Below are 22,319 nucleotides of genomic sequence, written 5' to 3'. Positions count from 1 at the left end.
CCGTGCGTCCGTCACCGCACCGGAACGAACCGCACCGCCGTCCCCGGCACCGCCTGCGCCGCCGCGCCCAGATCGGCCTCCCGGACCACCCCGACCACCGGGTAGCCCCCGGTCGTCGGATGGTCCGCGAGGAAGAGCACCGGGAGCCCGTCCGGCGGGACCTGGACCGCGCCGAGGACCATCCCCTCGCTCGCCAGCTCCCCGGGCACGGCCCGTTCCAGGGCCGGGCCGTCGAGCCGCAGCCCGATGCGGTTGCTCGCCGGGGACACCCGGTACGCGCGCGTGGCGAAGGCGCGGAGTGCCTGGGCCGTGAACCAGTCGTCGCGCGGCCCGAGCCGGACCCGCAGCACCAGCTCGTCGGGCGGGCCCGGCCACGGGGGAGCGTCGACCCACCCAGGTACGGCCGTGTCCGCTCCCAGCGGCAGCACCGTTCCCTCCGCCGTCGGCTCCGGGCCGAGCCCGGACAGCAGGTCCGTGGAGCGGCTGCCGAGCACCGGCTCGACGTCGATCCCGCCGCCGAACGCCACGTACGAGCGCAGCCCCCGTACGGCCGCGCCGATCTCCACGACGGCGCCGGCCGCCACCCGGAACGCGGATCCCCACGCCGCCGGACGCCCGTCCACCCGCACCGGGCACGGCGCCCCGCCCACCGCGACGGTCACCGCGCAACGGGGCCGCAGCGCGCAGCCGTCGACGGTGGTCTCCAGGACCGCCGCCTCCTCCGCGTTGCCGACGAGGCGGTTGACGAGCCGTACGGCCGCCGGGTCGAGCGCGCCCGACCGGGGCACGCCGAGATGCGCGTGTCCGGTGCGGCCGAGGTCCTGCACGGTGGTCAGGGCCCCGGCCCGGACCACGGCGACGGCACGGTCGGTCATCGCACGCCTTCCGTCGCCACGCGCGCGGTGGCCACGGCCGTGACGTCCACCGCCGTGAACCGGACCCGGGTGCCGGGGGCGAGGAGCGCCGCGGGCTCCCGGGCGACGTCCCAGAGCACGGCGTCCGTGGTGCCGATCAGCTGCCAGCCGCCGGGCGAGGAACGCGGATAGACGCCGGTGTACGGCCCCGCCAGCGCGACCGAGCCGGCCGGGACGGCGGTACGCGGAGTCGCCCGCCGAGGCACCCCGTACCGCTCGTCGAGGCCGGTCAGGTAGCCGAAGCCGGGCGCGAACCCGCAGAAGGCGACCCGGAAGTCCGTCCCCGTGTGGATCCGCACCGCCTCGTCGACGGACACCCCCCACAGCGCGGCGACCTCCGCCAGGTCGGGCCCGTCGTAGCGGACCGGCACCTCCACGGTCCCGCCCGCGCGCGCGTGGAGCGGCCCCACCTCCCAGCCGGGCAGCTCGGCCGCAAGCCGGTCCGGGTCCGCCACCCCGTCGAGGAGCACGGACCGCGCGGCCGGAACGATCTCGCGCACGGCGGGCAGCGCTCCGGCCGCCCGCCGGCGCAGCAGCTCGGCGTGGAAGGCCTCCGTCTCCGCGCCGCCGCCCAACTCCACCAGGAGCGCCCGCTCGCCCACCCGGAGCACCCGGGGGCCCACGGTGCTCACGCGAAGGCCTCCACCCGCACGCCGGAGGCCTCCAGACGTTCCCGGACCCGCCGGGCGAGGCCGACCGCGCCAGGGGTGTCCCCGTGCAGGCACAGCGACCGGGCCCGGACGGCCACCGGGCTGCCGCAGTGCGCCGTGACGACCCCGAGCCGGGCCATGGACACCGACCGCTCCACGACCTCGGCCGGGTCGGTGACGACGGCCCCCTCCTGTCCCCGTGGCAGCAGGGAGCCGTCCGCCCGGTAGGCCCGGTCGCCGAACGCCTCGGGGACGACCGGCAGCCCGGCCTCCGACGCGGCCTCGTGCAGCCGTGACCCCGGCAGGCCCAGGAGGGGCAGCGTCCGGTCCGCGAGCAGCACGCCCTCGACGACCGCCGCGGCCTGCTCCTCGTCCCCGACCACCCGGTTGTAGAGGGCGCCGTGCGGCTTCACGTACGCGACCCGCGAGCCCGCGGCCCGCGCGAACACCTCCAGGGCGCCGATCTGGTACGCCACCTCGGCGGCCAGCTCGGCCGCCGGGACGTCCATCGAGCGCCGCCCGAAGCCGGCCAGGTCGCGGTACGACACCTGGGCCCCGATCCGTACCCCGCGCGCGGCCGCCAGCTCGCACACCCGCCGCATGGTGGCCGCGTCCCCGGCGTGGAAGCCACAGGCCACGTTGGCGCTGGTGACGACGGACAGGAGCTCTTCGTCGTCGGTCAGCGTCCAGCGGCCGAAGCCCTCGCCGAGGTCGGCGTTGAGGTCGATCGAGACCGAGGTCATGTCCCGCGTCCCTTCGGGAGGAGGTCAGGTAGCGGTCAACGTAGAGGATCGTTCAACAATCCAACAAGAGGGATGTTGTCGCCCTCCCGTTTCTGGGGTTGACTCGGCCGCGCAGACGAGGAAGGGACGGGGCGGCGTGGACGTGAGCGAGGCGGTCGGAGCCGGGGGACTGACGGACGACCGCGCGCTGCTCGGGCGCACGAGCACGGCGGAGCGGGTCGCGGACATCCTGCGGACCCGCATCGCGGAGGGCTACTTCCCACCCGGCACGCGGCTCTCCGAGGACGGCATCGCCGGCGCCCTCGGTGTGTCCCGCAACACACTCCGGGAGGCCTTCCGGCTCCTCACCCACGAGCGGCTGCTCGTCCACGAACTCAACCGGGGCGTCTTCGTCCGGGTCCTCGCCGTCGACGACGTGGACGACATCTACCGCACCCGCGGGCTCGTCGAGTGCGCCGTCGTGCGGGGCCTCGGCCAGCCGCCGTTCTCCCTCGACGGCCTCGTCGCCACCGTCGCCGAGGGCGAGGCGGCGGCCCGCGCCGACGACTGGCAGGGCGTCTCCACCGCCAACATCCACTTCCACCGGGAACTCGTCGCCCTCGCCGGCAGCGCCCGCACCGACGAGCTGATGCGGAGCGTCCTCGCCGAACTCCGCCTCGCCTTCCACGTCGTCGACGACCCGCGCGCCCTGCACGAGCCCTACCTCGTGCGGAACCGGGAGATCCTGGACGCCCTGCGGGCCGGCGAGCGGACCACCGCCGAACGGCTCCTCGCCCGCTACCTCGACGACTCCCGCACCCGCGTCACCGCCGCGTACGCCCGCGCCGTCGACGCCCGGACGGGCCCGACCGACTGACCCCCGGGCCCCCGGCAGGCCTGGCGGGACGTGATCGACAGGCCTTCCGCGACCCGGTCGGACGGCCTCCGGGAGCCCGGTCGCATCTGCGCCGTTTCGACCGTTGTCAGTTCGAGGACCTAATCTGTCCACCGTGACTTCGCCTGCCTCGACGGACCTCGCTCCGCCCCAGCTCAGCGCGGGGCCGCGGCCCGCGCAGGGTCCGGCCGCCGACGAAGGGCTCGCGCGGCGCCTCCGCGCGCTCGCGTGCACCGCCCCGCTGCACGACCTCGACGCGCGCAAGGCCAACCTGGCGGGCGAGTACACGGTGTACGCGATGGCCGAGGTGGCTCTCGCCGCGATCGACCTGATCACGCTCAACATGGACTTCGACACCGGCGCCGACCACGAGCAGATCGTCGCCCGCCTGCTGCCCCGCGTCGCGGCCCAGGCACCCACCCGCCCCGCCGCCGAACACGAGCGCGTGGCCCGCTGGGTCCTGGAGAACCTCATCAACGTCGGCAGCGTCGACCGCGGCTTCCGCGCCGTCTACGGCACCTTCGGCACCGACGGGGTCTACGTCCGCAGGGACTACGACTTCAAACTCATCGAGGAGGTCCCGGGGTACGGCGGCGGCGTCTACCTCCGCACCACCGACGAAGCGGTCAACGTGCTCGTCGGCGCCCTCGACACCGACGTCACCAGCGCCCAGATCGCCGCCGAGGTGAAGCTGGAGGTCCTCATCAACAGGGGCCGCCTTGCCGACGCCCAGCTCGCCGCCGAGCAGGCGCGCTACCGGACCGTGCAGTACGCCGAGGTCCTCCGCAAGACCCTGGAGGCCACCCGGCGCAACGTCCGCGCGGTGGACTGGCTCAACACCGTCCCCGACATGATCGCCGAGGCGCTCGACCACGTGGCCGACCGCTACCGCCACGAGAACGCGATCCTCACCAACATCCGCAGGGCCCGAGACGAGGCCGAGGCCACCTCCGACGCGAAGACCGCCGAGCACAAGCGGCGCGCCGCCGAGCTCGTCGACATAGTGAAGGACTGCATCCGGCGCCACACCCAGCTCCAGTCGCGCCTCCTGGAAGCCGGGCCCCTCTTCCGCGCCGAACAGGACCGGCAGGCCTTCGCCGCCCCGGTCATGTACACCGGACTCGACCTGTACGGGCAGCTCGTCGCCCCCGTGCTGCCGCTCCCCGTCGAGCAGGCCACCCGGGTCACCGACGCCTTCTTCGCCCACGGCACCGGACTGCGCACCCCCGCCTCCGTCCGCCTCGGCGATCTCGTCGACCTGCTGCTGACCCCGCCCGTGGAGCGCGAGCACCTCGGCGCGGAGATGCCCGAGCCCGATCTCATCGCCACCCCCGACGACTCCCGCTTCAGCGAGGAGCAGCTCGCGAGCGCCCAGCGCCTGCTCGACCTGGAGCACGACGCCCCGCGCCGGCTCTCCGGTCTGCTCGCCGACGCCCGGCGCCTCGACCCCGACCTGCCGTACCTCGTCGCCCTCCTCGCCGTCCACGCGGCCAGCCCTCCGGTCGGCACGGCCTACCGGCAGGGCGAGGAACGGCTCCTCTTCGCCGTCGACGACGGCACCCCCCTCGACGACCCCGAGTTCGGCGGCGCCGACCTCATCGTCGGTACGGCCCTGCTCGACGCGGCGGGCATGGCCGCCGACCGCACGGAGGCCTCGTGACCCTCGCCCCGCAGCCCTCCGACCCCGCCTCCCTGCCCACGCAGGCCGCCGAGCAGGCCCAGGAGCCCGCCGCCGAGCCGACGCCCGGTCAGGCCGCCGAGCAGGCCCCCGAGCCCGCCGCCGCACCCGCCCCGGCCGCCGCCGAGCAGGCCCCCGCGCCCGCCTTCGTACCGACCGCCCGGACGGAACAGGCCGACCCCGCCGTGCCGCAGCACGCCTCCACGCCGGAACCCGCCCCGGAGCCGACCGCCGACCGTGCACCGGACCCGGACCCGGACCCGGACCCGAACACGAACCCGGAGCCCGCCCAGCCCGACGCGGCCCAGCCGTCGCGTGGCACCCGGCCGCGGTTCGGGACCGTGTCGATGCCGTCCCGGGCTCCGGCGCGGCGCCGGGAGATGCCGTCCGTACGGGCCGTGCGGCTCACGGACGAGCCGCCGGCGCCCGTCGACCGCCCGGCCGCCGCGACCCCCGCGGCCGTCACCCCCGTCCCGCTGCCCGTGCCGCGACCCGGCACCGGAGCCGTACCGACCGAGAGCCGTACCGAGGAGCCCCAGCCGTGAGCGAAACCCACGCCGAGTACACCGACGCGTGGAGCGAGCAGGAGCCCGCGCAGCCCCAGGCACCCTCCTCCGCCGGTGCCACCGCGTCCGCCGTCACGCCCGCGGACGCCGCCGACGCGGCCCGGCTCGTCTCCTTCGGGCTCCAGCCGAAGCTGCTCCCGGCCCGCGACGCCGAGTACACCGAGCTGCTCCGCCGCTACCGCGAGGACCCCGCTTTCGCCCGGCTCGCCGACGCCGTCGCCACCGGCCTGGGCCTCGTCGTCCTGGAGGTCTCCCCGCGCGCGGGGATGGCCGTCACCGCCGGCGAGGACTCCGTCTTCGCCGTCCGCATGGGCGACTACGCGCGCCGCGCCTCCACGGACTCCGCCGACCGGTTCCTGCACGGCCTGGCCCACCTCGCCGTCGCCGCGATGGCCTTCCCCCGCCCGGAGGACCTCGCCGACGACGCGTACATCGGCCGCCTCACCGTCAACGGCGTCGACGCCTTCGTCCGCCAGGCCTGTCTGCGCCTGGAGCAGCGCGCCGAGGAACAGGGCGAGAACACCGACCCGGCGTCCGACGCCCCCGGCCTGGAGGCCGCCTGGCGGATATACGCCCGCCGCAGTGCCACCGGCGCCACCAAGGACGCCCGCAGACTCGCCGGATCCACCACCGGCATCGTCGGCAAGGCGGCCGCGTTCCTCACCGACTCCGGCTTCCTCCAGCGCACCGGCGACGAGGGCGGCGGTTCCTACCGCACCACCGCCCGCTACCAGCTCCAGGTCCGCGACATGGCCGGCTCCGCCGCCATGGCCGAGCTCCTCGAACTCGGCGTCGTCCCCGTCAGCGACGGCTCGGCGACCCTCCTCCCGCCGCCCGAGGGCGACGACCTGGAGCTCGCCGCCGACGCAGGCCTGCCCTTCCACGCGTAACGCCCCGCGCAACCGACCTTCCTGAGCACGACGAGCACGAGAGCACGAGAGTCCCTCGCCATGTACGAGCTGTCCCGGGTCCGCCTCTACTCCATCGGCCCCGCCGGTGCGCGCTACGCCGACACCGTCCTGGACCTGCGCGGAGTCGGCGCGCCCGTGCCCCACCCCGCCCCCACCCAGGCGGAGTTCTTCGAGGAGGAGCCGGTCGGCCCGCCGCGCCGCCCGGCCCCCGCGGGCGTGCTGTTCCTGGAGAACGGCGGAGGCAAGTCCGTCCTCCTCAAGCTGATCTTCTCGGTCATGCTCCCCGGCCACCGCAACACCCTGGGCGGTGCCAGCTCCGGCGTGCTGCGCAAGTTCCTCCTCGCCGACGACTGCGGACACGTCGCCCTGGAGTGGCAGCACACCCTCACCGGTGAACTCGTCGTCGTCGGCAAGGCCAGCGAATGGCGCGGCCGCCAGGTCTCCAACGACCCGCGGAAGTTCGCCGAGGCCTGGTACTCGTTCCGTCCCGGCCCCGGACTCAGCCTGGACAACCTCCCCGTCGCCGAGGCGACCTCGGTCCGGCCGCCCGTCGAGGGCGCCTCCGGGGCGACCGGCCGCCGCCGCACCATGAAGGGCTTCCGCGACGCCCTCACCGAGGCCGGCAAGGCGTACCCGCACCTGGAGGTGGTCTGGGAGGAGATCCACGACCGCTGGAACGAGCACCTCGGCGATCTCGGCCTCGACCCCGAACTCTTCCGCTACCAGCGCGAGATGAACGCCGACGAGGGCGAGGCCGCCGGCCTCTTCGCCGTGAAGAAGGACTCCGACTTCACCGACCTGCTGCTGCGGGCCGTCACCGACACCCGGGACACCGACGGCCTCGCGGACCTCGTCGGCGGCTTCGGCAACAAGCTGGGCCGCCGCGCCGAGCTGACCGCCGAGCGCGACTTCACGGCGGGCTCCGTGGACCTCCTCGGCCGGATCGTCGAAGCCGCCGCCACCCGCTCCCACGCGCGCGACGTCCACGCGGGCGCCGAGCGGCGCACCCGTACCCTCGCCCGCCGGCTCTCCGCCCGCGCCGCCGAGGAGCGGGGCCGCGGGGCCGAGCTGGCCCAGCGGGTCACCTCCGCCGCCCACGCCGTCGACGAGGCCGAGACCGCCCGCGGCCGCAGCTCCCTCATCGCCGCCGAACTGGCCTACCGCCACGCCTCCCTGGCCCTGACCGCGGCCGAGAAGGGCGCGACCTCCCAGCGCCGCGAGCTCACCGACGCCCGCACCCTGCACTCCGCCTGGCAGGCGGCGGAGGCGGTGCTCCGCCACCGGGCCGCATCGGACCGCTCCGCGCGCGTGGCCGCCGCCATCCGCGAGGCCGAGCGGGACGCCGCCCCGGCCCTCGCGGCGCGGGCCCTGGCCGCCGCCGATCTCGTACGGGCCCTGGCCGCCGCCGCCGAGGAGGGCGAGCGCCGAGCCGCGGAGGAGGAGGAGCGCTCCACCGCCCTCCAGGACGTCGGCGAGACCGCACACCGTGACGCCACCGCCGCCGCCACCGAGGCCCAGCGGGCCCGCAGCGAGGCCGGGCACCTGCGCCAGCGCCTCGCCGAGGTCGAGCAGGAGACCGCCGAGGCCGTACGGGCCGGCTGGCTCGACGACTCCGCGCCCGACGCCGACCCCGCCCGCGCCGCGCTCGCCGCGAGCGATGCGGAGAAGACCACGGTCGCCGCCTGGGACACCGCCCGCGAGGCCGCCCGTACGGCCGCCGACCGCGCCCGCGAGGCCGCCGGCGCCGAATCCCGGGCCGAACTCGCCGCCGCCCGCGCCGCCGACGCCGCCGAGGCGGCGGGCAACGCCTACGACGCCGAGCGCCGCGCCGCCGAGTCCCTCGCCGCCGAGGAGCGCCTCGCCGAACTCCTCAGCCTCCCGGCCACCGGCTCCCCGCTCCCGGGCCAGCGCGCCGCGACCCCCGCCGGGGCCGACGACGCGCCCGAGGAGGACACCGGCCCCGCGACCGCGCCCCAGGGCCCGCTCACCGTCACCGAGTTCGACCGGTACGCCGACGAGCTCCGCACCATGCTCGACCAGGCCGTCTCCTCCGCCGAGCGGCAGCTCTTCGACCTGCGCACCGCCGCGGCCGACGACTCCCGCATCCTCGGCGCGCTCGGCGACGGCGGGCTGCTGCCGCCCGGGCCCGACGTCCTCGCCACCGTCGAGTACCTCGGCGAGCACGGCATCCCCGCCCTGCCCGGCTGGCGCTACCTCGCCCAGGCAGTGGACCCCGCCGACCACGCCCGCGTCCTCGCCGCCCGCCCCGAGCTCGTCGACGGCGTGGTGATCACCGACCCGGTCTCGTACGGACGCGCCCGCGAGGTCCTCGGCACCGCGGCCCTGCTGCCTCGCTCCGCCGTGGCCGTCGGCACCGCCGCGGCCCTCCTCGCCCCCGTACCGGCGCAGGAGTCGGCCGAGGACACCGGTGTCTTCCTCGTCCCGCCGAACCCGGCCATGCACGACGAGCACGCCGCCGACGAGGAGCGCCACGCCCTGCGCGCCCGCGCGGCCGCCCGCGACGAGGACATCCGCGCCCTCGCCGCCCGTCTCGCAGGCGACCGCTCCCTCGCCGCGCGCATCGGCGCCTGGCGCGCCGACTGCCCGCCCGGGATGCTCGCCGAACTCGCGGCCGTCGCCACGACCGCCCGCGAGACCGCCGAGGCCGCGGCCGCGACCCTCGACGAAGCCCGCACCGCACGTGCGGAGGCCGACGAGACCGCCGCCGAAGCGGCCCAGGTCAGGGACGAGCGCCAGGAGGCCGCCCAGCGCGCCCGCCGCGTCGCCGACGCCCTCGCGGGCCTCGCCTTCCGCCTGCGGGAGCGCTCCGCCTGGCAGGCCAAGCTCCGTGAACTCGCCGACGACGCGGCCGAGTCCGAGGCCCGCGCCCAGACGTGCCTGGAGCGCGCCCGGGCCGCCGACGAGGACCGTCGCGCGACCCAGCGCGCCGCCGACGACGCCCACCGCACGGCCCGCGCCCTGCGCGCCGAGCGGGCCGAGATCGCGGGCGCCCCCGACACCCTCCCCGAGGAGGAGCCGGCCGCGCCCCGCACCGCGCTCCCCACCCTGCGCGAGGCCTACCGGGCCGCGTCCCAGCTGTACGAGAAGGTCGGCGTCGGCGCCGACCTGCGCGCCGAGCAGGCCCGCGCCGAGAGCGACGAGTCCGCCGCCCTCGCCGAGCTCGACCGGCTCACCAACAAGGTCCGCACCCGCGCCGAACAGCTCCTGGAGTCGACCGACGGCGCCGACGGACCGTCCCGGCAGGCCGCGGCCGCGCGTGCCGAGTCCCTGGTCCAGATGCTGGAGACGCGCGCGTCGGAGGCGAGCGAGAAGCTCGGCCGGCTCCGCGGCGAGGCCGAGCGCCTGGCCCCGGAGGACGGCGAGGCGCACACCGAGCTGCCCGAGGAGCTGGTCCCCGCCGACGCCGAACGCGCGCAGGCCCTGCTCCGTACCGCGACCACCGAACTCGCCTCCCGCACCGACGCCCTGGAGGCGGCACGCGCCGCCCACAGCGGACTCCTCCGCGACCACCGGGCCGCCGAGGACGCCGCGGGCGGCTTCGACGAGACCGCCGCCCTCCTGCGGGACCTGCTCCGCGACCACGCGGACGAGGAGCAGGACGCGCCCGAGCCGTACCGCGGCAGCCTGGAGGAGGCCCGTACGGTGGCGGCCGAGGCGCGCCGTTCGCTGCGCGGCCTCACCGCCGAGCTGTCGGCCGCCGACGCGGCCGTGCGCGAGGCGAGCGACATCCTCGTCCGGCACGCCAACTCCACCCGCTACGAGCAGGTCCGCACCCCGGCCCGCCAGCAGATCCGCGAACTGCCGGCGTCCGCGCTGCCCGAGCACGCCGCCAAGTGGGCCGAGGCGTTCGCGCCGCGACTCCGGGTCCTCACCGACGAGCTGGAGCAGCTGGAGCGCAACCGCGACTCGATCGTGGACCGGCTCCGCGGCCTCGTGGAGTCCTCGCTCGCCACCCTCCGCTCCGCCCAGCGGCTCTCCCGGCTCCCCGAGGGCCTCGGCGAGTGGTCCGGCCAGGAGTTCCTGCGGATCCGCTTCGAGGAGCCCGACCAGGCCACCCTCGCCGAGCGGCTCGGCGAGGTCGTCGACGAGGCCACCCGCGCCGCCGTCAAGAAGAACTCGGACCTGCGCCGCGACGGCATGTCCCTGCTGCTCAGGGGCGTGCAGGCGGCCCTCGAACCCAAGGGCGTCTCCGTCGAGATCCTCAAGCCGGACGCGGTGCTGCGCGCCGAGCGGGTGCCCGTCGGACAGATGGGCGACGTCTTCTCCGGCGGCCAGCTGCTCACCGCGGCCATCGCCCTGTACTGCACGATGGCGGCGCTCCGCTCCAACGACCGGGGCCGCGACAAGCACCGGCACGCGGGCACGCTGTTCCTGGACAACCCGATCGGTCGTGCCAACGCCACGTACCTGCTCGAACTCCAGCGGGCCGTGTCGGACGCGCTCGGCGTCCAGCTCCTCTACACGACGGGCCTGTTCGACACGACGGCGCTGGCCGAGTTCCCGCTGGTGATCCGACTGCGCAACGACGCCGACCTCCGGGCCGGCCTCAAGTACATCAGCGTGGAGGAGCACCTGCGTCCGGGTCTGCCGCAGCCCGGCTCGGAGGGCGAGACCATTCACGGCGAGATCACGGCCACCCGTATGTTCCGCCGCCACCAGTCCGACGACCCGACCCCGCCGCCGACCCCGTCCTGAGGTGAAACGACGGAGCGGCCCGGCTGCCGGCCCCGTCCTGACGTGAGACGACCGACGTGAAACGACGGAGCGGCCCGGCCCCCTCAGGGGACCGGGCCGCTCCGTCGTCGTCCGTACGGTCAGGCCGCCTCGGAGAGCGGGGCCGCATCCGGCCGGTTCTCTCCGCGCCGCTCGCGGAGCGGCCGGCGTGCCGTGCTGCTCGGCTCCGACACCACGCCGTTGCGCTGGCGCCACACCTGACGGGTGATCCAGACGTCGAGGACACTCCACGTGGCCACGACCGTGGACGCCACCGTGCTGATGGTCATCGGAAAGGCCAGCCAGGCTCCGGCGATCGTGCAGTAGAACGCCACCACCGCCTGGACGAGCGTCACCGAGGTGATCATCACGGCCCGTACGGCGGCGTTCCGGACCGGATCGGGCATCCGCTGCCGGCCCTTCGTGTCCTCCACCCACAACTGACGCGCGGACCGCGCCTCGTGTTCCATTGTTCCGTCACTCCCCACCGCTGAAAGACCTCAGGGTTGGCTGCCCGTTGTGAGCGCCTTTACGCGGACAGAACCCTCCCCGTACCTATTGACGCACGTCACAGGGAAAAGGTTTCGCCCACCCCTGGGTGAACGCCACCGGAGTCAGGCCGGAACGAACAGTTCCAGCCATCCGTGCCCGTGGGGGAAATGGCACGCCATCAGGTGTCCTACGCCACAGTGGTCGATCTCAACTCCCCGAATACCAGGACAAGTCATGATCAACACTCACTCGACAGGCTGAAAATCGCGTGGACGCGCCTTCGAGATGGCCGTGATGCAGTAGTAGGCTCGCGCCGCCGTTTGTTTGAAACCGAAGGTTGACGCCGCGTGTTGACGCCGGACGTCACGAACGTGAAGGACCTCCGTGGCGCACGGGGGCCGAGCAGGGGGAGGCCATGCGCTTTCGCGGGAAGTCCATCCGCCGGAAGATCGTGGCGTTGCTCCTCGTACCGCTCATCTCCCTGACCGGCCTGTGGGGTTTCGCCACGGTCCTCACCGGCCGCGAGGCCGACCAACTCCTCGACGTCGGCTACATCGTCGAGAAGGTCGGCTACCCCCTCGAGGACACCGCACGGGTCATCCAGCTCGAACGCCGCCAGTCGCTGATCTACCTCGCCGACCCCCGCGGCTCCGACGCCCTCGACTCCCTCCGCGAGACCCGCCGGGCCACCGACCGTCAGATCGCCCGCATCCGCGCCAACGCCGCCGACCCCGGCGTACGCGACGAGATGCGGCCCGTCACCGCCCAGCGCCTCAACTCCCTCCTGGAAGCACTCGACGGCCTCGCCTCGCTGCGCCGCTCCGTCGAGAAGCGCGACATCGGCCGCATGCAGGCCCTCGACTTCTACAACCGGCTCGTCGACCCCTGCTACAGCTTCCTGATCACCCTGCACGCCCTCGAGAACGTCGAGATGGACAAGCAGGGCCGTGCCCTCGTCGGTGTGACCCGCGCCCGCGAACTGCTCTCCCGCGAGGACGCCCTCGTGCTGTCCGCGCTCGTCGCCGACCGCGTCACCGCGCAGGAGATCCGCGCGATATCCGACCTCGTCGCCAACCGGAAGCAGTTCTACGAGGTCAACCTCGAACTCCTGCCCGCCGCCGAGCGCGAGCGCTTCGAGAAGTACTGGCGCAGCCCCGACACCCAGCTGCTGCGCACCGCCGAGAACGCGATCATCACCGAGGGCCCCACCGACAGCCCGCGCGCCGTCACCGCCGCCTACTGGCAGGACGAGGCCAGTCCCGTCCTCGACGACCTCGCCCGCGAGAACACCGCGGCGGGCGACCGCTACCAGGACCGCGTCCAGCCCGCCGCCTACAGCGTCCTCCTCAAGGTCGGCGTCGCCGGCGTCCTCGGCTTCCTCGCCCTGCTCGCCTCGATCGTCATCTCCGTCCGCATCGGCCGCGAACTCATCCGCGACCTGCGACGCCTCCAGAAGGAGGCCCAGGAGGTCTCCGGCGTACGCCTGCCCAGCGTGATGCGCCGCCTCGCCGCGGGCGAACAGGTCGACGTCGGCACCGAGGTGCCCCACCTGCGGTACGGGGACGACGAGGTCGGCCAGGTCGGCCAGGCCCTCAACACCCTCCAGCGCGCCGCCGTCGAGGCCGCCGTCAAGCAGGCCGACATGCGCCGCGGCGTCTCCGAGGTCTTCGTCAACCTCGCCCGCCGCAACCAGGTCCTGCTGCACCGCCAGCTCACCCTCCTCGACACGATGGAGCGCCGCACCGAGGACACCGACGAGCTGGCCGACCTCTTCCGGCTCGACCACCTCACCACCCGCATGCGCCGGCACGCCGAGGGCCTCGTCATCCTCTCCGGCGCCGCCCCCTCCCGTCAGTGGCGCAAGCCCGTCCAGCTCATGGACGTGGTCCGTGCCGCCGTCGCCGAGGTCGAGGACTACGAGCGGATCGAGGTGCGCCGGCTGCCCCGCCTCGGCGTGGGCGGCCCCGCCGTCGCGGACCTCACCCACCTCATCGCCGAACTCCTGGAGAACGCCACGGTGTTCTCGCCCCCGCACACCGCCGTGCAGGTGCTCGGCGAACGGGTGGCGAACGGCTTCACCCTGGAGATCCACGACCGCGGCCTCGGCATGAACCCGGACGCGCTCCTCGACGCCAACCTGCGGCTCGCCGAGACCCCCGAGTTCGAGCTCTCCGACACCGACCGCCTCGGCCTCTTCGTGGTGAGCCGGCTCGCCCAGCGCCAGAACGTCCGCGTCTCGCTCCAGACCTCCCCGTACGGCGGCACCACCGCGGTCGTCTTCATTCCGGCCGCGCTGCTCACCGACGCCCCGGAGACGCAGGGCGCCGGGTTCCGCCTGGACCGCAAGGCCCTCGAACGCAAGGACCGGCCCGAGGCCGCGTCCCCCGACAGCGGCACGCTGCCCCTGCGCCGGCCGGCCCTCGCCAGGGTCCCCGACGCGGCCGAGACGCCCGGCCCGCTGAACGGCCCCGTCGAGCTGGAGGCGCCGCTCGGCAGCGAGGACCTCGACGCGCTCCTCGGGGGGGCCGCGGACATCCTCGACACCGAGAGCGAGCGCGGCGGACTCTTCCGGCCCCGTGACCGGCGCCGCGGCGGCCTCGCGCCGGCGGGCGAGCAGCACCAGCAGGCCCCCGACCAGACCACCCGCCGCGGTGAGGAGGACGCGCCCGCCGACGGCGGCGTCCTCGGCCCCGTCCCCCTGCCGCGCCGCCGCACCCCGACCCTCGTCGTGGACCACGGCCGCCGCGTCGACGAAACGGACCGCGCCGACGGCTCCGACCGCGCGCACCCGCTTCCCGGCCGGGCTCACCCCGATACGGGCCGGACGACCGAGCGGCCCGGCGTTCCCGGGCAGCACGCCCACGGCGCCGCCCCGGCCGGTCCCGCGCGCGCCACCGGCCCCACCCTCGTCCCCGTGCCGCCGGAGGGCTCCCTCCCGCCGGAGCGCCCCGCGTCCCCGGATGGTCCGGTGCCCCCGGAGAGCCCCGATCCGTTCGGTGGCCTGCCCCGCCGCGTACGCCAGGCGAGCCTCGCGCCCCAGCTGCGCGAGGGCGAGCGTCCGGCCGGCCGCGGTACGGGACGACGAGCCGCATCCCGTACGGCCGCCGGTGACGAGGGACCCGAGTCCTTCGAGCGCGATGCCGAGGAGGTGCGCGCGCGCATGGCCGCCATGCAGCGGGGCTGGCAGCGCGGACGACGCCAGGACGACCCGACAGCACAAGGAACGACACCCGAGGGGGACGGTCGATGACCGCACCGAACGCCGCAGCACCCAGCACCACCTCCGGAAACGGACACGGAAACGGCGAGCTCAACTGGCTCCTCGACGAGCTCGTGCAGCGCGTCGGGTCGATCCGGAAGGCCCTGGTGCTCTCCAGCGACGGTCTCCCCACCGGTGCCTCCCAGGATCTGACCCGGGAGGACGGCGAGCACCTGGCCGCCGTGGCCTCCGGCTTCCACAGCCTCGCCAAGGGCGTCGGCCGCCACTTCGAGGCGGGCAAGGTCCGCCAGACGGTCGTCGAGCTGGAGGACGCCTTCCTCTTCGTCACGGCCGCCGGCGACGGCAGCTGCCTGGCGGTCCTCGCGGACGCCGACTCCGACGTCGGCCAGGTCGCCTACGAGATGACGCTGATGGTGAAGCGGGTCGGGGCCCACCTCGCGACGGCTCCCCGGACCGGTCTGCCCTCGGGAGGGTGAGTGGGACGGCATGAGTGACGCAGCCACGCCGGGCCGTACCCCCGGCCACCACCACTGGTTCGACGACGACGCCGGCCCCGTGGTCCGTCCGTACGCGATGACCCGCGGCCGGACGAGCGCCGCCACCCGCCACCGGCTCGACCTGATCGCGGTGGTCGCACCCGAGCCCGCCGCGGACGACCCCGGCCGGGACCAGACGCTCTCCCCGGAACACGTGGAGATCGTCGAACGCTGCTCCGAGCAGCCCCAGTCGATCGCCGAGCTCGCCGCGGGTCTCGACCTCCCCGTCGGGGTGGTCCGGGTGCTCGTCGGCGACCTCGTCGAGGACGAACTCGTCCATGTGACCCGCCCCGTTCCGCCGGCCGAGCTGCCGGACGTGAGCATTCTTCGCGAGGTGATCAATGGCCTTCGGGCGCTCTAGCCGCAAGAAGTCCTTCGTCGAGCCGGTGACCCTGAAGATCCTGGTCGCGGGTGGCTTCGGGGTCGGCAAGACGACGCTGGTCGGCGCGGTCAGCGAGATCAGGCCGTTGCGGACCGAGGAGATCCTCAGCGAGGCGGGGCGTCCCGTCGACGACCTGCACGGCGTCGAGACCAAGACGACCACCACGGTCGCCATGGACTTCGGCCGGATCACCCTCCGCGAGGACCTCGTCCTGTACCTCTTCGGCACGCCGGGCCAGGACCGCTTCTGGTTCCTGTGGGACGAGCTCGCCCAGGGCGCGCTCGGCGCGGTGGTGCTGGCGGACACCCGCCGCCTCGAGGACAGCTTCGCGGCCATCGACTACTTCGAGCGGCGCGGCATCCCGTTCACGGTGGCCGTCAACTGCTTCGAGGGAGCGCAGCGGTTCCCCGCCGAGAGCGTGCGCGGGGCACTCGACCTGGATCCCGAGGTCGAACTGCTGATGTGCGACGCGCGTGACCGCGAGTCCGTGAAGAACGTCCTCGTGGCCGTCGTCGAGCACGCCCTCGTCCTGGCCGACCGGAGCCACGCCGCGGCGACGACCTGACGGGAGGCCCCGCGCCGGGGCCTCCTCCGGTGAGGCCGCCCCGCCGATCCCCGCCCCCGGGGCACGGCGGCAACCGGCCGGAACCGGCGGCAACCGGCCGGAACCGGCGGCAACCGGCCGGAACCGGCGGCCACCGGCCGCAACAGGCCGCTCCCCGGATCTCAGCGCACCGCCACCACTGCCGAACCGTGCCCGAACAGGCCCTGGTTCGCGGTGATGCCGACCCGCGCCCCGGGCACCTGGCGGTCGCCCGCCGTGCCCCTCAGCTGCCAGGTCAGTTCGCAGACCTGGGCGATCGCCTGGGCGGGCACGGCCTCCCCGAACGAGGCCAGGCCACCGCTGGTGTTGACGGGCAGTCGCCCGCCGAGGGCGGTGGCGCCCTCCCGGAGCAGCTTGGCGCCCTCGCCGGCCGCGCAGAGCCCGATGTCCTCGTACCACTCCAGTTCCAGGGCGGTGGACAGGTCGTACACCTCGGCGAGGGACAGGTCCTCCGGCCCGATCGCCGCCTCCTCGTACGCGGCCCGGGCGATCGACGCGCGGAAGGTGTGCGCGGCGGGGGAGACGGCCACCGCCGAGTCGGTCGCGATGTCGGGGAGGTCGAGCACCGCCTTGGGGTACGTGGGAGAGACCGTGGACACCGCGCGGACCCGTACCGGGTCGGGGTGACCGTGACGGCGCGCGAACTCCATGCTGGACAGCACGAGCGCGGCGCCGCCGTCCGAGGTGGCGCAGATGTCGAGGAGCCGGAGCGGGTCGGCGACGACGGCGGAGGCCGCGACCTCCTCGACGGTCACCGTCTTCCGGTACCGCGCGAGCGGGTTGAGCGCGCCCGCCGCCGCGTTCTTCACCTTCACCTGGGCGAAGTCCTCGGCCGTGTCGCCGTACAGGTCCATGCGGCGGCGCGCGTAGAGCGCGAAGTACGCGGGGTTGGTGGCCCCGAGGATCCGGAACCGCAGCCAGTCCGGGTCGTCCGGGCGGTCGCCGCCGGCGGGGGCGAAGAAGCCCTTGGGCGTCGAGTCCGCGCCGACGACCAGGACCACGTCGGCCAGTCCGGCCAGGATCTGTGCCCGCGCCGTCCCGATGGCCTGGGCGCCCGAGGCGCAGGCGGCGTACACGCTGGTGACCCGCGCCCCCTGCCACCCGAGGGCCTGGGCGAAGGTCGCCCCGGCCACGTAACCCGGGTATCCGCACCGCACGGTGTCGGCGCCGACCACCGATCCGACGTCACGCCAGTCGAGCCCGGCGTCCGCGAGCGCGGCGCGGGCGGCGGCCGTTCCGTACGAGACGAAGCTCCGCCCCCACTTGCCCCACGGGTGCATCCCGGCCCCGAGCACGGCGATGTCGTTCACGACCGCTCCTCCCGCCGCTCCGGTGCCACGGGCCGCCAGTTCCAAGTGGTCCACACGTGCCGCTCGTCCTCGTTCAGGACCCCGGGCACCACCTCGACCTCCGCGCCGACGGCCAGATCGGCCGTCGACACGCCGGGCGCTGCCTGCCCGAGCACCACCATCGCCTCCGCCGCCAGCTCGACCGCGACCAGGGTGTACGGCTCCCAGGGCGCCTCCGGATCGGAGACGTACGGCGCGGGCGGGCGGTAGCGGCCGTCGGTGTACGACCAGACCCGGCCGCGCGGGGAGAGCGGCACCTCGGCGAGCTCGCCACCGCCAGGGCATCCCGGGTTGCGGCACCAGCCGTCCTCACGCGGGAAGAAGACCGACGCGCAGGCCGAGCAGCGGGTGCCGAGCAGGCGGAACTCCGCCTCCGGCACGGTGTCGTCGGTGAACCAGCCGTCCACCACCGGTCTGCGCGTCCGTGCCATCGAGGCCTCCCGTGCCACCGCTCACACCCACGGATCTGACGAATCGTCAGGAGTGTGGCACGGGCGGCCCCGGCGGGGAAGACTCAGTGCCCGGCCACCGACCGCCGCGCGACCGGGAAGTCGAAGAACGTCGACGGGAACGGCTCCGGCTTGAACGTGAAGTGCCACCACTCCTCGGGCAGGTTCACGAAGCCCTGCTCGGCCAGCACCCCCTTGAGGAGCTGCCGGTTGGCCCGCTGCACCCCCTGGATCCGCGGGTCGTCGGTGTGCGACCGGGTGTCGAAGCAGTCGTACCCGGTCCCCATGTCCACGGAGTTGTCCGGAAACCGCTCCTCCCGCGGCGCGTAGCACTCCACCAGCCGCTCACCGGGGACGTACGCGCGCGTGGGCGACGCCGGCAGCCGCACGATCGTCAGGTCCACCGTCGAACCGCGGCTGTGCCCCGACTTCTCCGCGATGTAACCGTCCGCGAACAGCCGGGACTTGTCGACCAGCGGATAGAACTCCCCCTTCATCCGCTCGTCCGACAGGTCCTTCGCCCAGCGCACGAAGTGGTCCACGGCGCGCTGCGGCCGGTAGCAGTCGTACACCTTCAGCGAGTAGCCCCGGGCCAGCAGCCGCACCTGCGCGCGGTGCAGCGCCTCGGCCGCCTGCCGGGTCAGGATGCACAACGGCTGCCGGTAGCCGTCGACCGGCTCGCCGACGAAGTTGTGCGCCGTCGTGTAGCGCATCTCCTGGATGATCGTCCGGTCCACCGCGCCGAGCGCGACGAACTCCCGTGGGGCCTTCGGCTCCGGCGCGGCGGACGCCGGGGGAGCGGGGGCCGCGACGGCGCCCGCGACGGCGAGCAGGCCGGCCGCGGCCGTGACGGCGAGGGTACGGAATGCGGAAGCGAGTCCTGTCATGTGCACCGTCTACCAGTTCCGGCAGCGCCGGGAAAGGGCGATCACGTACGGTCGCCCCGTGAAGGACTCCCACTGCTCCTCCTGCGGCGCGGCCCACCCCGCCGGCGCCGGCTGGCCCCGCACCTGCCCGGCCTGCGGCCACACCGCCTACCGCAACCCGCTGCCCGTCGCCGTCGCCCTCCTCCCGGTCACCGACCGAGCCGGTACCGGCCTCGTCGTCATCACCCGCACCATCGAGCCCCAGCGCGGCGGGACCGCCCTCCCCGGCGGCTTCATCGACCACGCCGAGGACTGGCGCGCCGCCGTCGCCCGCGAACTGCGCGAGGAGACCGGCATCGTGGCCTCCGCGGACGACGTCCGCCTGGCCGACGCCCTCAGCTCCCCGGCCGGCCACCTCCTCCTCTTCGGCCTCTTCCCGCCCCGCCCCGCCGCCACGCTGCCGCCCTCCACCCCCACCGACGAGACCAGCGGCCACCACGTGCTCCACACACCCGAGGAGCTCGCCTTCCCCCTCCACACGGAGGCGGTACGGAAGTGGTTCGCCGGCGCCTACGACTGAAGCCCGGACCCAGGGCCCCCGTCCGGAAAGTCCCGCCCGGCCGCACCTCCGGCCGGCGGCCAAGCCCCCTCGCCACCCCTGACGCGCACCGGCAGCTTCGTCTCCTCCAACCCGTCGTCCGTCACCCGCTCCACGACCACCCGGCCGTCCACGAGCCGCGACTGGTACCGCTCGATCTCGGCCGGCTCCCAGCCGTCCCCCGTGTCCCGCACGACGAGCCCGCCGCCGGTCCGCCCCGCGGCGGGCGCCCACACCTCCAGGGCGAGCCCGCCGTCGTCGCCGCGGACCGCGAGCACCGCCCCCGCCCGGGCCAGCACCGGCACGCGGGAGAGCGGCGCGTCCAGCAGGACCTGCCCCGGCCCCTCGTACGCCTGCCCCGTCGCGGTGTCGTACCAGCGCCCGCGCGGCAGCCGCACCGCCCGCCGGTCGGCGCCCGGGGTCAGGACCGGCGCCACCAGCAGCGCGTCGCCGAGCAGGAACGCGTCCTCGCAGTCGCGCAGCAGCCGGTCCTCCGGCGTCCCCCACCACAGCGGCCGTACGTACGGCGCGCCCGTCATCCGCGCGAGCCGGGACAGCGTCTCGAAGTACGGGCGCAGCCGCTCCCGTTCGGCCAGCGCCACGCGCGCGTGCTCCAGGACCTCCGGGCCGAACTCCCACGGCTCGCGCCGTCCCGCGTCGATCGCCGCGTGCGTGCGGAACAGCGGCAGCCACGCCCCCAGCTGGTACCAGCGCAGGAACAGCTCCGGCGACGGGCTCCCGTCGAAGCCCCCCACGTCGGGCCCCGAGTACGGCACCCCGCACAACCCGAGCCCCAGCACCAGGGACAGCGACGCCCGCAGCCCGGGCCACCCGGTCGACACGTCGCCGGACCAGGTGCCCCCGTACCGCTGCATGCCCGCCCAGCCGGAACGCGAGAAGAGGAACGGCCGCTCGTCGGGCCGCAGCCGGCGCAGCCCCTCGTACCCGGCGCGCGCCATCGTCAGCCCGTACAGGTTGTGCCCCTCCCGGTGGTCACCGCCCCGCCCGTCCAGCGCGTGCCGCGCCGAACGGGGCAGTGTGGGGTCGCCGAAGGGGACGAAGGACACGGGCTCGTTCATGTCGTGCCACACCCCGGAGAAACCCTGCCGCAGCCTCTCCTCGTACAACCCGCCCCACCACTCCCGCACCGCGGGATCGGTGAAGTCCGGATAGGCGCACGCGCCCGGCCACACCTCCCCGTGGACCTCCCGGCCCCGCCCGTCCCGGACGAACGCCCCGGCCGCCCGCCCCTCGTCGTAGAGCGCGTTCCCCGGCTCGGCCCGTACCGCGGGGTCCACGATCGACACCAGCCGTACGCCCTGCTCCCGCAGTTCCGCCGCGAGCCCCGGCAGATCGGGGAACCGCTCCCGGTCGACGGTGAACACGCGGTGGCCGTCGTAGTGGTCGATGTCCAGGTGCACGGCGGACAGCGGAAGCCCCCGCTCCCGGTACCCGGCGACCACCCGCCGCACCTCCCGCGCGCTGCCGAACCCCCAGCGCGCGTGCTGCGGTCCGAGCGCCCAGGACGGCGGCAGCGCGGGCGCGCCCGTCAGCGCCGCCCAGCCGTGCAGCACGCGCGCGGGGGTCCCGACCACCACCCAGCAGCGCAGCGGCCCGCCGGCCATGCGCACCTCGACGCTGCCCGGCCGGTCATGGCCCGAGCCCGCGCCCTCCTCGCCCTCCGCCAGGGTGACCCGGCCCTCCCAGGAGTTGTCGTGGAACGCCAGGTGCGTGCCCGCGTCCGAGACCACGAACTGCACCGGCATGGTGATGTACAGCGGATCGTCCCCCGGCGCGAAACGCCCCTGGGGGTCCGTGTTCCACAGCCGGTACGAGCCGTCCCGCAGCCGCGGCCCCGCCGACCGCCCGCCCAGACCGAAGAACCGCGCGTCCGCCGGCACCTCACTGCGCTGCACCCAGCGCGCCTCCGCGCGGCCCACTCCCGCACGGCCGCCGCCGGAAGCAGCCCCGCCGGAAGCAGCCCCGCCGGAAGCCGCCCCGCCGGAAGCCGCCCCGCCGGAAGCCGCCCCGCCGGAAGCCGCCCCGCCGGAAGCCGCCCCGTCGGAATCCGCACCCGGACGCCCCGCCCCGGCGGAACCCGGCCCGCCGGGCACCGCCCCACCGGAAGCACTCCCGCCGTCCTCCCCACCGGCCACCGGCTCCCACCAGCGCGGCGGCAGGTCCCGGCGCAGCATTACCCCGCCGGGCGTACGGATCTCCACCGCCCCGTGCCGGGACACCGCGACCGTCACCCGCTCCGACACGATCCGCCACCCGCCACCCGTGTCAGGCTCCAGCGAGGCCCGCGGGTCCGGCTCGGGAGCCTCGGCCGCGACGGCGTACGAGGGCAGCGGCCCGGCCCCGTCCCATCCCCAGAACACCGTGCCGCCCGCCGACACGCAGATCCGCAGCGAGGACCGGGCGAACCGGACGGTTCCCCCGCCCGGCCCCGGCTCCGCCTCCACCGCGAGCCCCGGAACCCGGGCCCGCTCCGCCCCCCGCGCCGGCAGCCCGCACGCGTCCGCGCGGTGCCGCCGCCACGCCGCCCGTACCGTCCGCCATCCCTGCGCCGAACCGAACACCTTGATCGAACGCACCAGTCCACGACCGTCCATGACGATCACCCTGCCACCCACCTGGGGCGATACGAGCTCCGTTCAACTTCCGTTCACCCATGGTGGGAGCACATATTCAACTGGCCGACCATGGGCGGGCAGCCCTGGTGCGAAAGACGATCACATGGCATCGTCCTG

The 22,319-nt window shown here is 75.1% G+C and carries 18 protein-coding genes; 10 read left to right on the top strand and 8 right to left on the bottom strand.

Translation table 11 applies throughout. The annotated features are described in order from the left end of the window. Positions 1 to 11: 11 nt before the first annotated feature. Genes OO54_RS28210 through OO54_RS28200 form a run of 3 tightly spaced genes read right to left on the bottom strand, consistent with a single transcriptional unit; the run spans position 12 to position 2,307 of the window. The gene (locus tag OO54_RS28210; protein WP_033207843.1) at positions 12 to 875 is read right to left on the bottom strand and encodes a 5-oxoprolinase subunit C family protein; all 864 of its coding nucleotides are present in this window, start codon (positions 873 to 875) and stop codon (positions 12 to 14) included. Continuing rightward, positions 872 to 1,546 carry a 5-oxoprolinase subunit B family protein gene (locus OO54_RS28205; protein ID WP_033207841.1) on the bottom strand — a complete coding sequence of 225 codons (675 nt, stop codon included), beginning with the start codon at positions 1,544 to 1,546 and terminating at the stop codon, positions 872 to 874. The genes OO54_RS28210 and OO54_RS28205 overlap by 4 nt, the downstream gene beginning before the upstream one ends. Further along, entirely contained in the window at positions 1,543 to 2,307 is a 765-nt protein-coding gene (locus tag OO54_RS28200) for a LamB/YcsF family protein (protein WP_033207840.1), read from the bottom strand. Before OO54_RS28200 ends, OO54_RS28205 begins: the two co-directional genes overlap by 4 nt. A gap of 136 nt (positions 2,308 to 2,443) precedes the next feature. On the opposite strand from OO54_RS28200, the gene OO54_RS28195 reads away from it, so the two are divergent. The 5 genes from OO54_RS28195 (at position 2,444) to OO54_RS28175 (ending at position 11,052) form a co-directional block, all read left to right on the top strand. Next, complete coding sequence (locus tag OO54_RS28195; protein WP_033207838.1) at positions 2,444 to 3,163, top strand: GntR family transcriptional regulator; 720 nt, start codon at positions 2,444 to 2,446, stop codon at positions 3,161 to 3,163. Between the two features lie 133 nt (positions 3,164 to 3,296). Beyond that, a complete protein-coding gene (locus OO54_RS28190) occupies positions 3,297 to 4,841 on the top strand; it encodes a membrane protein (protein ID WP_033207836.1) in 1,545 nt (514 codons plus the stop codon). Next, positions 4,838 to 5,404: a hypothetical protein gene (locus OO54_RS28185; protein WP_033207834.1), complete on the top strand. Its 567-nt coding sequence runs from the start codon at positions 4,838 to 4,840 to the stop codon at positions 5,402 to 5,404. Before OO54_RS28190 ends, OO54_RS28185 begins: the two co-directional genes overlap by 4 nt. Further along, complete coding sequence (locus OO54_RS28180) at positions 5,401 to 6,315, top strand: hypothetical protein (protein WP_033207833.1); 915 nt, start codon at positions 5,401 to 5,403, stop codon at positions 6,313 to 6,315. Before OO54_RS28185 ends, OO54_RS28180 begins: the two co-directional genes overlap by 4 nt. Before the next feature lie 60 nt (positions 6,316 to 6,375). After that, positions 6,376 to 11,052, top strand: coding sequence for a hypothetical protein (locus tag OO54_RS28175; protein WP_033207831.1), 4,677 nt, complete (start codon positions 6,376 to 6,378; stop codon positions 11,050 to 11,052). Positions 11,053 to 11,171: 119 nt separating this feature from the next. On the opposite strand, the gene OO54_RS28170 is transcribed toward OO54_RS28175, so the two are convergent. Further along, entirely contained in the window at positions 11,172 to 11,540 is a 369-nt protein-coding gene (locus OO54_RS28170) for a hypothetical protein (RefSeq protein WP_033207898.1), read from the bottom strand. A gap of 437 nt (positions 11,541 to 11,977) precedes the next feature. On the opposite strand from OO54_RS28170, the gene OO54_RS28165 reads away from it, so the two are divergent. The 4 genes from OO54_RS28165 to OO54_RS28150 are packed head-to-tail and all read left to right on the top strand — an operon-like array spanning position 11,978 to position 16,265. Continuing rightward, positions 11,978 to 14,812, top strand: a complete 2,835-nt coding sequence (locus OO54_RS28165; protein ID WP_033207829.1) for a sensor histidine kinase — start codon at positions 11,978 to 11,980, stop codon at positions 14,810 to 14,812. Beyond that, a complete protein-coding gene (locus OO54_RS28160; protein WP_033207828.1) occupies positions 14,809 to 15,258 on the top strand; it encodes a roadblock/LC7 domain-containing protein in 450 nt (149 codons plus the stop codon). The genes OO54_RS28165 and OO54_RS28160 overlap by 4 nt, the downstream gene beginning before the upstream one ends. A 10-nt stretch (positions 15,259 to 15,268) precedes the next feature. Next, positions 15,269 to 15,679 carry a DUF742 domain-containing protein gene (locus OO54_RS28155; protein ID WP_017242155.1) on the top strand — a complete coding sequence of 137 codons (411 nt, stop codon included), beginning with the start codon at positions 15,269 to 15,271 and terminating at the stop codon, positions 15,677 to 15,679. Next, positions 15,660 to 16,265, top strand: coding sequence for a GTP-binding protein (locus tag OO54_RS28150; RefSeq protein WP_017242154.1), 606 nt, complete (start codon positions 15,660 to 15,662; stop codon positions 16,263 to 16,265). The genes OO54_RS28155 and OO54_RS28150 overlap by 20 nt, the downstream gene beginning before the upstream one ends. A gap of 161 nt (positions 16,266 to 16,426) precedes the next feature. On the opposite strand, the gene OO54_RS28145 is transcribed toward OO54_RS28150, so the two are convergent. The 3 genes from OO54_RS28145 to OO54_RS28135 all read right to left on the bottom strand — a co-directional run bounded on the left by OO54_RS28145 (position 16,427) and on the right by OO54_RS28135 (position 18,989). Continuing rightward, positions 16,427 to 17,584 carry a lipid-transfer protein gene (locus OO54_RS28145; protein WP_033207895.1) on the bottom strand — a complete coding sequence of 386 codons (1,158 nt, stop codon included), beginning with the start codon at positions 17,582 to 17,584 and terminating at the stop codon, positions 16,427 to 16,429. 26 nt (positions 17,585 to 17,610) lie between these two features. Next, on the bottom strand, positions 17,611 to 18,084 hold the full coding sequence (locus OO54_RS28140) for a Zn-ribbon domain-containing OB-fold protein (RefSeq protein WP_033207826.1): 474 nt from the start codon (positions 18,082 to 18,084) through the stop codon (positions 17,611 to 17,613). Positions 18,085 to 18,167: 83 nt separating this feature from the next. After that, on the bottom strand, positions 18,168 to 18,989 hold the full coding sequence (locus OO54_RS28135) for a M15 family metallopeptidase (RefSeq protein ID WP_033207893.1): 822 nt from the start codon (positions 18,987 to 18,989) through the stop codon (positions 18,168 to 18,170). Here OO54_RS28135 and OO54_RS28130 point away from each other — a divergent pair. Beyond that, positions 18,988 to 19,548, top strand: coding sequence for an NUDIX domain-containing protein (locus tag OO54_RS28130; protein WP_051787244.1), 561 nt, complete (start codon positions 18,988 to 18,990; stop codon positions 19,546 to 19,548). The two genes, OO54_RS28135 and OO54_RS28130, sit on opposite strands and share 2 nt — an antisense overlap. Here the strand turns inward: OO54_RS28130 and OO54_RS28125 are convergent. Beyond that, positions 19,539 to 22,181: a glycoside hydrolase family 31 protein gene (locus OO54_RS28125; protein ID WP_245236734.1), complete on the bottom strand. Its 2,643-nt coding sequence runs from the start codon at positions 22,179 to 22,181 to the stop codon at positions 19,539 to 19,541. The two genes, OO54_RS28130 and OO54_RS28125, sit on opposite strands and share 10 nt — an antisense overlap. Positions 22,182 to 22,319 lie beyond the last annotated feature (138 nt).

This window comes from Streptomyces wedmorensis (assembly GCF_000716445.1).
Classification (GTDB): Bacteria; Actinomycetota; Actinomycetes; order Streptomycetales; family Streptomycetaceae; genus Streptomyces; species Streptomyces wedmorensis.
The sequence above is the reverse complement of the archived record's forward strand: the minus strand, read 5'-3'. Positions and strand labels throughout refer to the sequence as shown.

Coding starts and splice junctions, on each gene's coding strand:
- OO54_RS28210 (WP_033207843.1), bottom strand. CDS start 875: ATGACCGACCGTGCCGTCGCCGTGGTCCGGGCCGGGGCCCTGACCACC.
- OO54_RS28200 (WP_033207840.1), bottom strand. CDS start 2,307: ATGACCTCGGTCTCGATCGACCTCAACGCCGACCTCGGCGAGGGCTTC.
- OO54_RS28175 (WP_033207831.1), top strand. CDS start 6,376: ATGTACGAGCTGTCCCGGGTCCGCCTCTACTCCATCGGCCCCGCCGGT.
- OO54_RS28170 (WP_033207898.1), bottom strand. CDS start 11,540: ATGGAACACGAGGCGCGGTCCGCGCGTCAGTTGTGGGTGGAGGACACG.
- OO54_RS28165 (WP_033207829.1), top strand. CDS start 11,978: ATGCGCTTTCGCGGGAAGTCCATCCGCCGGAAGATCGTGGCGTTGCTC.
- OO54_RS28160 (WP_033207828.1), top strand. CDS start 14,809: ATGACCGCACCGAACGCCGCAGCACCCAGCACCACCTCCGGAAACGGA.
- OO54_RS28155 (WP_017242155.1), top strand. CDS start 15,269: ATGAGTGACGCAGCCACGCCGGGCCGTACCCCCGGCCACCACCACTGG.
- OO54_RS28150 (WP_017242154.1), top strand. CDS start 15,660: ATGGCCTTCGGGCGCTCTAGCCGCAAGAAGTCCTTCGTCGAGCCGGTG.
- OO54_RS28145 (WP_033207895.1), bottom strand. CDS start 17,584: ATGCACCCGTGGGGCAAGTGGGGGCGGAGCTTCGTCTCGTACGGAACG.
- OO54_RS28140 (WP_033207826.1), bottom strand. CDS start 18,084: ATGGCACGGACGCGCAGACCGGTGGTGGACGGCTGGTTCACCGACGAC.
- OO54_RS28130 (WP_051787244.1), top strand. CDS start 18,988: ATGTGCACCGTCTACCAGTTCCGGCAGCGCCGGGAAAGGGCGATCACG.
- OO54_RS28135 (WP_033207893.1), bottom strand. CDS start 18,989: ATGACAGGACTCGCTTCCGCATTCCGTACCCTCGCCGTCACGGCCGCG.
- OO54_RS28125 (WP_245236734.1), bottom strand. CDS start 22,181: ATGGACGGTCGTGGACTGGTGCGTTCGATCAAGGTGTTCGGTTCGGCG.